Source organism: Bacillus changyiensis, assembly GCF_027706145.1.
GTDB lineage: Bacteria > Bacillota > Bacilli > Bacillales > Bacillaceae > Bacillus > Bacillus changyiensis.
Window position 1 is genome coordinate 128,142 of sequence record NZ_JAQFWW010000003.1, and the last position, 14,134, is coordinate 142,275.

Consider the following 14,134-nt stretch of genomic DNA (forward strand, 5'->3'; position numbering starts at 1 on the left):
AAATTTACCATCCGTCTTGGAGAGCAAGTTTGAAAACTTGACAAATAAAAATAATTAATATTATGATATTCTCACATTCGAGATAATATAGGATGAATTCATCATAGATCGAATGCTAATTTTTTTTGGTTAAATATCTCGAATTCGAGATAAAATCGATGACCGCATCCTTACATTATATTATCGGTGAGAGAGAATAATATATTCAATTCCCTTTGTCCACATAAAAAGAGGAGTGTTATCAATGAATAAGAAAACAAAAGGTATCCATCATATCACAGCAATTGTCGGTCATCCTCAAGAGAACGTCGACTTTTATGCTGGAGTTTTAGGTTTGCGTTTAGTTAAGCAAACTGTCAATTTCGATGACCCAGGTACTCATCATCTTTATTTCGGGAATGAAGGTGGTACACCTGGAACAATCATCACATTTTTTCCATGGGCAGGAGCATGTCAAGGAACAATTGGAGATGGTCAAGTAGGTGTGACTTCCTATGCAGTTCCTAAAGGTGCACTGGCATTTTGGGAACAAAGATTGGGGAAATTTAAAGTACCTTTTACTAAAATGGCTCGTTTCGGAGAGCAATACTTAGCATGTCAAGATCCTCACGGGCTTCAATTGGAAATTATTGAAAGAGATGAAGGGGAACAAAATTCATGGAGTTTTGCTGGTATAACACCTCATACAGCTATTAAAGGATTTGGAGGTGCAACTTTATTCTCGTTGCATCCTAATAAAACAGCAGAATTGTTAGAGAAGGTTATGGGACTTGAACTCATTGAAAAAGAGGGAGAGTTTGTTCGTTTTCGTTCAAAGGCGGAAATTGGAAATGTCATTGATTTAAAATTAACTTCGAGCGGACGCGGAAAAATGGGGGTTGGAACAGTTCATCACATTGCATGGCGCGCTGATGATGACGAAGATCAATTGAATTGGAAAAAGCATGTTGAAGGAAATGGGTATGGTGTCACTCCTGTACAGGATAGAAACTATTTTAATGCTATATATTTTAGGGAATATGGGGACATCCTTTTTGAAATAGCAACTGATCCTCCAGGGTTTGCACATGATGAATCATTAACAACAATGGGCCAAAAATTGATGTTACCGAAGCGATATGAACAATATAGAGAACAAATTGAACAAGGATTGTTGCCGTTTGAAGTTAGAGAACTAGATGAACAAGAGTAAAGGAATGATTCGATTACCCTAACAAAATAGTGAAAGAGATCATTATAAATTTCTAATTGGAAGCATTGTTCCAAGACCGATTGCTTTCGTCACAACGATTTCCAAAGATGGTGTTTTGAATGGTGCTCTATATCGATTCAGCCGTTAAAGGGGAGACATAAGGATACAGCTAGAAACATCATAACGCCAAGATTGGTGAAATTTTTGAAATAGAAAGACCGAAATCGCCATAAAACAGGGCTGGAGCCTAGGATGATTTGTGGAGAAGGGAGATAAATGATGAAACATATATTTAATAGAGGGCAAGATTCAACAAAACCAACTTTATTATTACTTCATGGTACTGGCGGTAATGAATTAGATTTATTGCCTATTGCCGAAAAAATTGATCATGAGGCTTCTGTCTTAAGTGTTCGTGGAAATGTATTAGAACATGGAATGCCGCGATTCTTCAGAAGATTAGCGGAAGGTGTTTTTGATGAAGAAGATCTTATCATTCGAACAAAAGAATTAAACGAGTTTCTTGATGAAGCAGCATTAAAGTATAATTTTGATCGATATGACATTGTCGCAATTGGTTATTCAAATGGAGCCAATATCGCTGCAAGTTTACTATTTCATTATGAAAATGCCTTGAAAAATGCGATTCTTTTTCATCCAATGGTGCCGAGGAGGGGAATTGATCTTCCTAATTTGTCAGGAAAATCGGTATTTATTGCTGCTGGAACGAATGATCCTATTTGTCCACCGATGGAATCGACTGAATTAAAATCCTTATTAGAAAACAGCAATGCGAATGTAGAACTTCATTGGGAAAATAATGGGCATCATCTAACGACCCAAGAAGTTGAAGCAGCAGCCGTTTGGTATCAAAAGATCATCATCAAATAACAGCAACCACACATTGGGGTTAGGAGTAGACGAAATGGGCTGAAGTATAACTTTAGCCTTTTTTTGATGGGCTGGAATAAACTCACCAGAGCCTCACTTATTGACTGTATGTTATTACCACGAATTACAAACTATGTTAACATCGAGTTGTCAGGTAATAGAAGGATAAAGAAAGGGGGGATGTGATGAGCAAGGTCGCTTCTGAGGTTGTGGGTGGTATATTAAATGAATTTCATTTAGCTATTAAAATGCATGATATTGAACAAGCAAAAAGTCTTTTTGAACGGGTAAAATCAACATTTGTTGATATGGAAGAAAATCAGGATGTATTAACTTACTTTTCTTTGCTTGGGGAAAGATATCGGATGATGCTTTATGATGCAAGAGGAGAACGGCCCCCTGACCGAGCTTATTTTATGGCATCGCAAAGCAAGTGTGTTGAAGAGACGAATCACCTCATTGATTACTATTTTTACTTTTTTGAAGCCATGTATGAGTCTTATTCGAGGAATTTTGATCGGGCGATTAGTCTTTATAAAATTGCAGAGCATAAATTGGCTGACATTCCTGACAAAATTGAGCACGCTGAGTTTTATATTAAATTGGGTTGGCTGTATATGTCTCTTCGGCAAAATCAAGTTTCTCTCAATTATGCAAAAGATGCAATGACCATATTTAAGATGCATGAGGGGTATGAAAAAAGATTGGCGGTGTCCCTCGTTGTGATGGGCGCTAATTACATGCATATTGAACGTTTCAAAGAGGCGGAACATTATTTCAAAGAGTCTATTAAGATTTCAGAAAAGATTGCTGATCCATTTTTAGAAGCGATGCTTTACCATGATATTAGTATTTTTTATTCAACTTTGAACAGATCAGAAGAATGTATCCATGCATTACAAAAAGCATTGAGTAATCAAGAATGGTGTGAGTCATGTTACTTTATCAATTCTCTTTATATGTTGACAAGGGAGCTGTTCAAGATCGGAGAAAAAGAAGCAGCAATGACTTCATATCAAAAAGGACAAGTGGAACTATCTCGAAATAGTAATAACATATATGAAAAGAAAATAAATATTATTTATGAATTGTATTGCTGTGAAACGTCTGACAGTATGGCAATCTGCTTGAGAGATCTTCACGATTTAGAAAAACTAAATGATTTAGACGGTGTTCATGATCTTTGTTTGCTTATATCTAGGTATTATGAAGATAAAGGCCACTATAAGGAAGCACTCGAATTTGTCAAAATGGCTGTGAAAGCCGAAAATAAAATGAAATCATTAGGGAGTGAAGTGTAATGAAAAAAATGATGATTTGTTTATCTTTGGTAACGATGGTTTTAGGTGGAGCGGCTTTATCTCAACAGCATAATCATATGGCATCAGGGGATATGAAAACAGCAGAATTGCCGGTTGGAGGCTAATGTTATGAAGAGAAGTCCTTTTACAGGGCTTCTTTTTTTGGAGTTTTAATTGTTTCTATCGTAGGGAAAATATAGTTCTTATTGGTCATTGTCGTAAGGGTGTTATTTTCTTTATAATAAAATATTAACAAAATATAGGGAGGTACTTATGGGTTCGACTCTACAAAATATTGATTATATTTTAACCATTCTATTAACTGTTTTTTTCTTATATAAATGCATTCATGAAATAAAGAGTAAAAAAAGACTCTCACTCATCATTATTTTCTTGATCATAAGTGTTTATTTTATCATCAAAACATTTTTTGTTTTGAGTGTTCTCTTTTAGATGACTTCTTTTCAATTCCCAGACATCCTATAAACGCTATTCCTCAACCAAGCCATCCATTTTTATACCACAAAAACAGACCTGGATTGAGCGGGAATCAAAATATTCCGCCCAATCTAGGTCATGCCTGCCGAAGAGTAACCGCCTTTATTGGAGTATTTTTTATTAAATTTTCGTTTCGGTAACGTGTTTGTAATTGTTTTTTTAAAATAGATCTGAACAGCAGGAACTATAGTCTTACAAATGACTTCGACATTCTTGAATACATTCTTCTAGATCTCTTACAGCATGCTCCATTTTAGGTTTTGCTTGGTCATGTACTTTGCGCAATGCATGATTTAAATGAGTTAATGCACTTTCACATTCTGAAATGCATTCTTGTAGATCATTTTTATTCATATGGCAAGCTCCTTTCATTGAAGATGTTTACAGATGTTAGTGTTTGTTAGTAGTGCTTTTTTATGCAAAAGAGCAAAATGAAGAGCCTTTCTCTCTATGAAAGGCTCTTGTCTTTAAGAATGTTTAACAGAAGAATATGTTTTCCAGCCGCCGTCCAAATTAATTGCCTGATATCCATTGCCAGTCAGGATTCTAGCGGCAAGATAACCCCTTAACCCGACTTGGCAAGCGACATAGATTGGCTTATCGTTTGGAATTTCCTCAAGTCGGTCGCGGATTTCGCTTAACGGAATGTTAAGTGAGCCTTTAATAAAGCCTTGTTTTCTCTCATGTGGTTCACGAACATCAATTAAAAAGCCACCATTTTCGACGATTTCATCAATTTCATGCCACTGAACAGTCTCCAATCCATCTTCAAGTATATTTGCAGCAACATAGCCCGCCATGTTGACAGGATCTTTTGCTGATGAAAATGGAGGGGCATAGGCGAGTTCAAGTTCTGTTAAGTCAAATACTGAGAGCTTGCCTTTGATTGCAGCTGATAGAACGTCAATTCGTTTATCAGCTCCATCTTTCCCAACTGCTTGTGCACCGTAGATTTGTCCGCTGTCAGGGCTGAAGATGATTTTAAGTGCAAGCGGATGTGCACCTGGATAATAGCCGGCGTGTGAACCAGGATGAACATGGACAACTTCGTAATCAATACCAAGTCTTTGTAATGTTTTTTCATTACTGCCTGTCACAGCTGCTGTTAAATCAAAGACTTTGGCAATCGATGTTCCCAATGTACCTTTGTATGCTTCTTTCTTACCGTAAATGTTATTGGCAACAATTCGACCTTGGCGATTGGCTGGACCAGCTAATGGAATGAAAGCAGGTTGTTGATGGAGATAATCAGCTGTTTCGATCGCATCACCAATCGCATAAATGTGTTCGTCATTTGTTTGCAGCAACTCATTCACTTGAATGCCTCCACGTTTACCGATGTGAAGACCGGCTTCCGCAGCTAATTGATTTTCAGGTGTAACGCCAATGGATAAAATCGTGAAATCAGTGTTGATCACCTTTCCACTTGATAACATCACTTCTTTTCCGTTGTCACGGAAGGCTTGAACACCATCTTCTAAAATTAAATTGACACCTTTTTCGATAAGGTGTTTGTGAACAATTGCTGCCATTTCGTAATCTAGCGGTGCCATCACTTGTTTGGCCATTTCCACAAGTGTTACATTGATACCCCGCTCAACTAAATTTTCTGCCATCTCTAAACCGATAAATCCGCCTCCGATCACAACGGCTTCCTTAGGCTGATGATTATCAACAAAGCCCTTAATCTGATCGGTGTCAGGAATGGATCTCAATGTAAAGACATTGTCTGCCTCTGTTAACCCAGAAATTTGTGGGATGATCGGTTTTGCTCCTGGTGAAAGGATAAGCACATCATAGCTTTCTTCATACATACGATTTTCAGGTAAATGGTTGACTGTCACCGTCTTGCGGTGACGATTGATTTTAACGACTTCACTAAGGTTTCGAATGTCCAAATTAAACTTCTTGCTCATCCCTTCAACAGTTTGAACAAGTAGCTTTTCACGTTTTTTAATCGTTTCACCAATATAGTAAGGAAGTCCACAATTAGCAAAAGAAATATATTCGCCTCTTTCAAACAGGACGATCTGAGATTGTTCATCTAATCTTCTGAGCCGTGCAGCTGCCGATGCACCGCCAGCGACTCCGCCAATAATCACAATTTTTTTGGTCATGTTGAAGTACTCCTTTCTATAAATACATATACCCCTATACCTATAATAACGATTTTTGATTAAAATTTACATGATAAAAGTTACAGTTTTGTGACGGAAAGCGAAGGGCATTAAAAAAACAGCCTTCTAGTGAAAGCTGTTTTAAAGATTGAATAACATGATGGATATTCGTACCGCTACATTTATAAAAATCATGATGACTATCATTAAAATGATTTTTATTTTTGGATATCGTTTATTGTGTTTTTTCTTGTTGATGAAAAACCAGATATGGTATAGAACGAGTCCCACTAATACAATGATCGTTAATAGATGAATGGCTATCATCAGATAAACTTCTAAAGGAAAACCATGTATTCCTTGTTCAAGCCCAGTTTTCATTTGTTTTTTAACACTGTCGATAGAGATACTCAAATGTTTTTCTTGATCTGACTGAATGATTAAGGCTGCATATCCAGAAGCATATGCTGTAGCGAATGATACTCCGGTATCCAAAGTCATCTTATTGTTAAAGTATGAACTTGTTAAGTCTTCACCTGGAGCAAAAACATCAACTTGTTTGTTCTCAAATTCTTTTGAATAAATTTCACCTACAGTATTAAGCATTCCGACTGAAATGACTTCTTTATATTTGCCTGGATAAGCTTCAAAAGTGTCACCTTCAAATCTAATATTCCCAGAGGAAGATATGATGATCATGTTATTTTTATAAGCTTTTTTTATTGCTTCATGCATTTCGGGATTGTCTTTTTCAAATTCTAGACTGATATTGATGATATCAACTTTTTCCTTGATCGCCCAATTGATACCCTTGATTAAGTCGCCATAGCTTACTTTTCCATTGTGATCAGCAACTTTTGCAATGTACAGTTTGCTTTCGGGAGCAATTCCAATTAGGTTTTTATTGTTTTTTTCTGGCACCGATGATCCCGGCAATTTTTGTTCCATGACCATTATCATCTTGCACATTTTTTTGATCTTTGCCGATAACATTGATCCCTTTTTCAAATGATAAATCATCATTTTTTGTATCAATACCTGTGTCAAGGACAGCAATTTTTATGCCTTTTCCAGTGATATGATCTTCATGGTAGCTGCTGACTGCTGCTCCTGTATCAATTTGTGAGACTTCTTTTTTGTCGCTGACGATATTAGGTTTTTTTCCATGCTTGCGATGTTCAGCTGTTCTTTCTAATGTGCAGCCTGTAATTGAAAGAATCAATAACAACAAGGAAATTAAAAATAGAGCTTTTTTCAAAATATTTTCTCCTTTATTAAGGAATCCGTTGCCACCAAGCATGTTTGTGCTTATATTTACTATGTCCAATTACCGGTGAACAGTTTCGTTTATAAGCTTTACAGTATTTTAGATTTGGCCATTTTTTACCTAAGGTTGAATCTGCCATGCAAACAGGTAAAAATATTAATGCTTTATAGCAATCAGAGGTTATAAATTTTTTATACCCATATCCATTATCGTCTAGGCAATATGGCCAGCCACCGCCTGATATAGTTCCATCTTTTTTATCTTCGTTATGATCAACATATACTAAAGATAATGGAATTTTAAATTCTTCTTGGTGTTTTTCTATATTTTGTACAATTGGATGTTCATCTTCACCAATCTCTTCAAATGCTTCAATAACATTGTCTGTTTCTTGTTGTTCACTTTTTATTGCTTGTTTAACTTGTTGCATGTCTTCATTACTAATACCAACATCTCGAGCTGTTAAATTGAGTATTTCTTGTTGAGTATATAATTTTTCACCTTTGTTTTTGGCTTCCTCAATTTTTTTCTCAATTTCTTTCATTGTTTTTTCTTGATTTAAAATCATTTCATTAACATATCTCTCATCTACTTCAACATCTTCTGATTTTTCAATATTTTCAGTTTATTTATCATAAGTCTCAACCATTTCTTTCGCATGATCTTCTGTGATTATCTCATGGCCTTCCTCTGCCCTAACAGAAAGTGGATATGATAAGCTATATGACAGAAATAAAGCTAAGATTGGTAAGTATATGTATTTACCAAATTTGCCCAATGAACAACTCCTTTTTATCTATGAAATTATAAAACTTAAATATATATCACGTTTTTTTATGTAAAGCAATTTTTTAATGATTATAATGATTGTTAATTACTTTTTTATAGGTCATTGAGAGGGTACTTTAATTCAAATCTATTAAGCTAAAATGCTACAGATAAAAACTGAATAAACACATCTCCAAAAAAATGTCGCAATTTCTCTGTTTGAATAACATAAAATCTCATCATCCTGCGTTATAATAGATTTTGTGAATAAAAGATTCAATGTTGAAAGAGAGTGGTTACATCATGGGTCGTAAATGGAACAACATAAAAGAAAAGAAAGCGACAAAGGATGCGAATACAAGTCGGGTCTATTCTAAGTTTGGACGCGAAATTTATGTTGCGGCGAAACAAGGAGAGCCAGATCCTGAGTCAAATCAGGCGTTAAAATTCGTGCTTGAGCGGGCAAAAACGTATAATGTCCCAAAAGCCATTATCGAACGGGCGATTGAAAAGGCGAAGGGCGGTGCTGAAGAAAGTTATGATGAACTTCGCTATGAAGGATTTGGCCCGAACGGTTCTATGGTGATCGTTGATGCGCTGACAAACAACGTGAACCGGACGGCGGCTGATGTGCGTTCTACTTTTGGGAAAAACGGCGGTAATATGGGAGTGAGCGGTTCTGTTGCCTATATGTTTGATCCAACTGCAGTCATCGGTTTTGAAGGCAAAACAGCTGATGAAGTGCTCGAGTTATTAATGGAAGCCGATATTGATGTTCGGGATATTCTTGAAGAAGATGATGCAGTCATTGTCTACGCTGAACCTGATCAGTTTCATGCTGTCCAAGAAGCACTGCAAAACGCTGGTATTACTGAATTTACTGTCGCAGAGCTGACAATGCTTGCGCAAAATGACGTGACACTGCCAGAGGATGCAAAGGAGAAATTTGAAAAACTAATTGATGCACTCGAAGATTTGGAAGATGTTCAGCAAGTGTATCATAATGTTGATTTAGATGCTTAACATTTTTTTCGGATAGAAGATTTTACCGAATAACCGGTAAAATCTTTTTTTATTAGTAGATTTTAATTTCTTTAAAAAAAGCCGATATAAAAGATGAATTTTTAATTTTCCTAAAATTGTCCTTGATCGATGTGTTTCAAATCATCTTCGAGTTCATAGGAATCAAATAAATCTTCGAAATCATGACCAGAGAATCAGGAGGTTTAAGTATGAGTGGAATTGAACATAAAGAAATTCATCCTCTCTTGGACGCATTTGTAAAAGTAGCTCCTTTTTTAAATCAGTTAATTCAAGATGATGTGGCCATTCGCATTTATGATACAGAAAAACTTATCATTCATATTCCAGGAAAAACGTTGTCTTTGAATGCGAATTCCGGTGATCCTTTGCAAGATGGAGACGTGATGACTGACGCAATCCGGCAAAATCGACAAAAAGTAAGTTTAGTAACAAAAGAAAAGTTCGGTATCCCACTTGTTGTAAGAGCGGTTCCACTCCATGAAAACGGCCGCGTCATTGGTGGAGTCAGCCTAAGTACAAACTTTGAAAAAGCAGATCAGCTCCATCAGGTCGCTGAGAGTCTGTCTGCAATCGTTGAACAGACTGCTATTTCTATTCAAGAACTTGCAAAATCAGTGAACGGGTTTTCCGGGCAGATGACAGATATTTCGAAACAGGCAAAAGAAGTGAGTGAGAGTGCCGGTGAAATTGAAAAAATTTCAGTGACAGTTAAGGGCATATCAGATCAAAGTAATCTGCTAGGATTGAATGCAGCAATTGAAGCTGCAAGAGCAGGAGAGTCTGGTAAAGGTTTTTCAGTTGTAGCGGATGAGATCAGAAAATTGGCAACACACTCAAAAGAAAATGTCGGACAAATTGATGAAATTACGAAAAAAATCCACGCTTTATTGAAAGGTCTTGAACAATCGATTCAAGTGATTAATGATACAACAGCTCAAGCAGCTAATGTAGAACAAATTTCGCTAACGATGCAAGAAATGAAGAAAAACGTGCAAAATCTTGCTAAAATGGCAGAATATCAGGTAGAAGACTAGGGAGGCGAAGGCTTCTCTTTTTTTTACAGTTTAGAGTTTTCAAAAGTGTTCACATCTTCTCAAAGAGACGTTTTTTTACTATTTTTGGCTTTATTTTTACATCATCTAAGTCTATCTTTCTCGAAAGGGAATGAACTCGGGTCTAATGTTTTTACTTTTCTGTTTGTAAGGCGTAAAAATTTTCGATCACTTGATGATCTTTATGTCCCACCCTAATTCTTCATTAAATTCCTTTATTAGTCTCAATTTGAACTTTTCCCCAATCGCATTCCAAAAATGATCCCCGTTTTTCTTATGTAAAAGGATTTTATGATTACGGGAGAAAACTTTTGTTACATGATGCCTGTTTTTGAGAAGTGTTATCAGAAATTCTTTTAATGAAATAGGGATAGATAATGTTTTAGGGTTTCCGTTTGCCTATGCTGAGGCAGAGTTTATGGAAAATCCGCATACAAATATCAAGCAGTTGATCTTGATGATAACCGATTTTCAATCGTGGATAGAGGAAAAAAGTTTGTCAACTAAGTTTATTTCTGTTTTAGGAATGTAGAAATCCACAAGGAATTTCCCCCAGACAAATCGAAAGTGATGAAAACACTTTCGAAGGGGGAGGGTATATGAATGTTTATACACCAACAAAACGGATCGGCTTAGCATTAGGACCCATCAGTTTTTTGCTGATTTTTGTTTTGATGCCAAAGGCGGAGTTAGCACACGCCCCTCGGATCGTTCTTGCTGTAACGGCTTGGACAGCTGTTTGGTGGATCACCGAAGCTGTGCCAATTCCGGCTACATCTCTACTTCCGATTATTTTGTTACCGACATTTGGCGGTTTAGATGTAGAGACGACAGCTAAGGCATATGGCGATCCGATTGTGTTTATGTATATGGGCGGCTTTATCATTGCGATAGCGATTGAAAAATGGGATCTTCATAAACGGATTGCGTTGCATATTTTAAAACGGATTGGTACGGAAAGCCAACGGATTGTACTTGGGGTCATGCTGTCGACAGCATGTTTATCAATGTGGATTTCCAATGCTGCTACCGCTTTGATGATGCTTCCCGTTGCACTTGCGGTGATTAAAGAAGTCGAGGAGAAACACGTTTTAACAGGGGATTCCTTGCAAAAATTCAGCAAAAGTATCTTGTTGGCTGTCGCTTATGCTGCCTCAATCGGCGGCCTCGCCACTTTGGTGGGTTCTGTACCGAACGCAGTGTTTGCGGCAATGTCCCGAAAGCTACTTCATCATGAAATCTTGTTTTTTGAATGGTTTTTATTCGGGTTTCCGGTTGCTGTTGTATTTTTATTGATTCTTTATATTTATTTGACAAAGATTAAATTTAAAGTTAGCGACTTTGCAGGAAAAAAGTCTGGGTTTATCAATCATGATCTTAAAGAGTTAGGTGCTGCGACAAACGAGGAGAAATGGGTATTCAGCGTTTTTTTGTTGACCGCTTGTTTATGGATGTTCAAATTTCTGCTTCCCTTTCACATATCAGATCCATCAATTGCTATTTTGGGAGCCGTTATGCTTTTCACTATTCCTAGTAGAAAAGATGAAAGAATTTTAGAATGGAAAGATCTTGAGAGGTTGCCTTGGGGTTTGTTGCTGTTGTTCGGTGGAGGGTTGTCGCTTGCATCTGGATTTTCAGAAACCAACTTAACAGGTTGGATAGCCGGTAAGCTTCAGCTATTAGAAGGTAATCGGTATCTGTTTGTTTTGATTGTATTAACAGCGGCGATTTTATTTATGACAGAAATCATGTCCAATACAGCTGTCGCCAATATGGTGATCCCGATGTCTGTCGGTTTGGGGACCGCACTTCACGTTGAACCATCTGGATTAATGGCGGCAGCTGCACTTGCTTCATCTTGCGCATTTATGCTACCCATTTCTACTCCACCAAATGCCGCCGTTTTCAGCGCTCAATTACTAGAGATGAAGGATATGATCAGGGCCGGTTTTTGGCTGAATATCACGGGGATTTTCATTATTGTGACTAGTGTTTATCTTTGGCTGCCTGCTGTTTTATAGTGATACTAGTTTTCTTTTCTAAACTGCATTAAAATATAATTATGACATGATGTTAGGATTGGTAGAATACATGAGTATTTTAAAAGCAGAAGGTTTATATAAAACATACGGAGAAAAAACATTATTTGATAATATTTCGTTTCATATTGAAGAAAACGAGCGAATCGGCTTGATTGGGCCAAATGGAACGGGAAAAAGTAGTTTATTAAAAGTGATTGCTGGTTTTGAGTCAACGGAAAAAGGCGAGATCACGAAATCAGGCAGCCTGCAAATTGAGTATTTGCCACAAGAGCCGAAGATGGAAGGCTCTGAAACGGTGCTGGAGCACGTTTATTCCGGTGATTCTGTGATGATGCGAACCATGCGGATGTATGAACAAGCCTTGCAGGAACTCAATATGTTTCCAGAAGATCCGCAAAAACAGGAGAATCTTCTTGCGACTCAAGGTAAAATGGACCAATATGGTGCATGGGATGCCAATACAGCGGCAAAAACGATTTTAACAAAGCTTGGTGTCACTGATCTAACAAAAGAAGTGAGAGCTCTTTCTGGAGGTCAAAAAAAGCGGGTTGCAATTGCCAAAACTTTGATCCAGCCCGCAGATCTTCTCATTTTAGATGAGCCGACAAACCACCTTGATAATGAAACAATTGAATGGCTTGAAAGCTATTTAAGCGGATATCCGGGTTCAGTCGTTCTGGTCACACATGACCGTTATTTTCTCAATCGGGTGACAAACCGGATTTATGAACTAAATCGCGGACACCTTTATACGTATAAAGGCAATTATGAAATATTTTTAGAAAAACGGGCTGAAAGGGAAGCACTTGCTGAGCAAAACGAAACAAAGCGGCAAAACTTGTTGAGAAGAGAACTTGCTTGGCTGAGAAGAGGAGCCAGAGCCCGATCTACAAAACAAAAAGCGAGAATTCAGCGAGTCGAAGAGTTAAAAGATCAGGACGGACTTGAGGTGAATTCATCTCTCGATTTTGCAATTGGCTCACACCGTCTTGGTAAGCAAGTGATTGAGGCAGAAGGTGTTACGATCAGCCGCGGCGGAAACGAGCTTGTCCGTTCGTTTAATGAACTGATTGTTCCAGGAGATCGAATTGGGATGATTGGGGCAAATGGTATTGGAAAAACGACCCTGTTACATGCACTGGCTGGACGCCTTGAGCCTGAAGCAGGTCAAATCACCATTGGACAGACCGTTAGAATCGGTTATTATACACAGGATCACAGTGAAATGGATGAAACCGTGCAAGTGATTGAATATATAAAAGAAACAGCGGAAATTGTCAAGACTGTTGATGGACAAGTGATCACCGCTGAACAAATGCTAGAACGGTTTTTGTTTCCGCGCAAGATGCAGCGCACCTATGTTCGGAAGCTATCCGGTGGTGAGAAAAGACGGCTCTATCTTCTCAAAGTGTTAATGGAAGAGCCAAATGTTTTGTTTCTTGATGAGCCGACAAATGATCTTGATACTGAAACACTAAGTATTTTAGAAGACTATTTGGAGCAGTTTCCAGGTGTTGTCATCACCGTGTCCCATGACCGCTATTTCCTTGATCGCGTTATTGACCGTTTGCTGGTGTTTGAAGGAAACGGAATCATTTCACGCTTTCAAGGTTCTTACAGCGAATACATGGAGAAACAAAAGGAAATAAATCGCCAGAAACCTTCTCAAGGATCGGTCGATGCCGAACCTATTCAAAAAAAGAAACGAAAGAAACTTTCATATAAAGATCAGTTGGAATGGGAAGGTATTGAAGACAAAATTGCAGAACTCGAAGAAAAACATAAACAGCTTGAAGAGGAAATTGCAAAAGCAGGCAGTGATTTTGCTAAAATCCAGACACTGATGGAAGAACAAAATCAAACGGCCGAAAAGCTTGAAGAAGCGATGGAACGCTGGACAGAGCTGTCGCTGATGATTGAAGAGCTTGAACAGTCGTAGATATCTAGGCAAAAGAGAATTTC

At 37.6% G+C, this 14,134-nt stretch carries 13 protein-coding genes and 2 pseudogenes; 10 read left to right on the forward strand and 5 right to left on the reverse strand.

What is annotated here, in order from left to right:
* The first annotated feature begins 244 nt into the window (after window positions 1-244).
* From PDT38_RS12395 to PDT38_RS12415, 5 genes and pseudogenes are all read left to right on the forward strand, one after another.
* Complete coding sequence (locus PDT38_RS12395; RefSeq protein ID WP_270801970.1) at window positions 245-1,192, forward strand: ring-cleaving dioxygenase; 948 nt, start codon at window positions 245-247, stop codon at window positions 1,190-1,192.
* Window positions 1,193-1,247: 55 nt separating this feature from the next.
* Window positions 1,248-1,375, forward strand: a pseudogene (locus PDT38_RS12400) (flavin reductase family protein); the annotation flags it as partial.
* Between the two features lie 93 nt (window positions 1,376-1,468).
* Complete coding sequence (locus tag PDT38_RS12405) at window positions 1,469-2,083, forward strand: alpha/beta hydrolase (protein ID WP_270801972.1); 615 nt, start codon at window positions 1,469-1,471, stop codon at window positions 2,081-2,083.
* 185 nt (window positions 2,084-2,268) lie between these two features.
* Complete coding sequence (locus tag PDT38_RS12410; RefSeq protein ID WP_270801974.1) at window positions 2,269-3,384, forward strand: Rap family tetratricopeptide repeat protein; 1,116 nt, start codon at window positions 2,269-2,271, stop codon at window positions 3,382-3,384.
* Window positions 3,384-3,509 (forward strand): PhrK family phosphatase-inhibitory pheromone, encoded by a 126-nt coding sequence (locus tag PDT38_RS12415; RefSeq protein WP_172293371.1) that lies wholly within the window; start codon window positions 3,384-3,386, stop codon window positions 3,507-3,509. Before PDT38_RS12410 ends, PDT38_RS12415 begins: the two co-directional genes overlap by 1 nt.
* Window positions 3,510-4,074: 565 nt before the next feature.
* Here the strand turns inward: PDT38_RS12415 and PDT38_RS12420 are convergent.
* The 5 genes and pseudogenes from PDT38_RS12420 to PDT38_RS12445 form a co-directional block, all read right to left on the reverse strand.
* Window positions 4,075-4,236 (reverse strand): hypothetical protein, encoded by a 162-nt coding sequence (locus PDT38_RS12420; RefSeq protein WP_270801977.1) that lies wholly within the window; start codon window positions 4,234-4,236, stop codon window positions 4,075-4,077.
* A gap of 113 nt (window positions 4,237-4,349) precedes the next feature.
* Entirely contained in the window at window positions 4,350-5,999 is a 1,650-nt protein-coding gene (locus PDT38_RS12425) for a CoA-disulfide reductase (protein ID WP_270801979.1), read from the reverse strand.
* Window positions 6,000-6,140: 141 nt separating this feature from the next.
* Window positions 6,141-7,299, reverse strand: a pseudogene (locus tag PDT38_RS12430) (S8 family serine peptidase).
* A complete protein-coding gene (locus PDT38_RS12440) occupies window positions 7,274-7,834 on the reverse strand; it encodes a hypothetical protein (protein ID WP_270801983.1) in 561 nt (186 codons plus the stop codon). The pseudogene PDT38_RS12430 and the gene PDT38_RS12440 overlap by 26 nt, the downstream one beginning before the upstream one ends.
* A 57-nt stretch (window positions 7,835-7,891) precedes the next feature.
* Window positions 7,892-8,044, reverse strand: a complete 153-nt coding sequence (locus PDT38_RS12445; RefSeq protein WP_270801985.1) for a hypothetical protein — start codon at window positions 8,042-8,044, stop codon at window positions 7,892-7,894.
* A gap of 293 nt (window positions 8,045-8,337) precedes the next feature.
* Here PDT38_RS12445 and PDT38_RS12450 point away from each other — a divergent pair, with 293 nt between their 5' ends.
* The 5 genes from PDT38_RS12450 to PDT38_RS12470 all read left to right on the forward strand — a co-directional run bounded on the left by PDT38_RS12450 (window position 8,338) and on the right by PDT38_RS12470 (window position 14,111).
* Window positions 8,338-9,057, forward strand: a complete 720-nt coding sequence (locus PDT38_RS12450; protein ID WP_270801988.1) for a YebC/PmpR family DNA-binding transcriptional regulator — start codon at window positions 8,338-8,340, stop codon at window positions 9,055-9,057.
* Window positions 9,058-9,713: 656 nt separating this feature from the next.
* Entirely contained in the window at window positions 9,714-10,112 is a 399-nt protein-coding gene (locus PDT38_RS19470) for a methyl-accepting chemotaxis protein (RefSeq protein WP_253907759.1), read from the forward strand.
* A gap of 349 nt (window positions 10,113-10,461) precedes the next feature.
* Entirely contained in the window at window positions 10,462-10,662 is a 201-nt protein-coding gene (locus PDT38_RS12460) for a hypothetical protein (RefSeq protein WP_270801992.1), read from the forward strand.
* Window positions 10,663-10,729: 67 nt separating this feature from the next.
* Complete coding sequence (locus PDT38_RS12465) at window positions 10,730-12,151, forward strand: SLC13 family permease (protein ID WP_270801995.1); 1,422 nt, start codon at window positions 10,730-10,732, stop codon at window positions 12,149-12,151.
* 70 nt (window positions 12,152-12,221) lie between these two features.
* Window positions 12,222-14,111, forward strand: a complete 1,890-nt coding sequence (locus PDT38_RS12470) for an ABC-F family ATP-binding cassette domain-containing protein (protein WP_270801997.1) — start codon at window positions 12,222-12,224, stop codon at window positions 14,109-14,111.
* Window positions 14,112-14,134 lie beyond the last annotated feature (23 nt).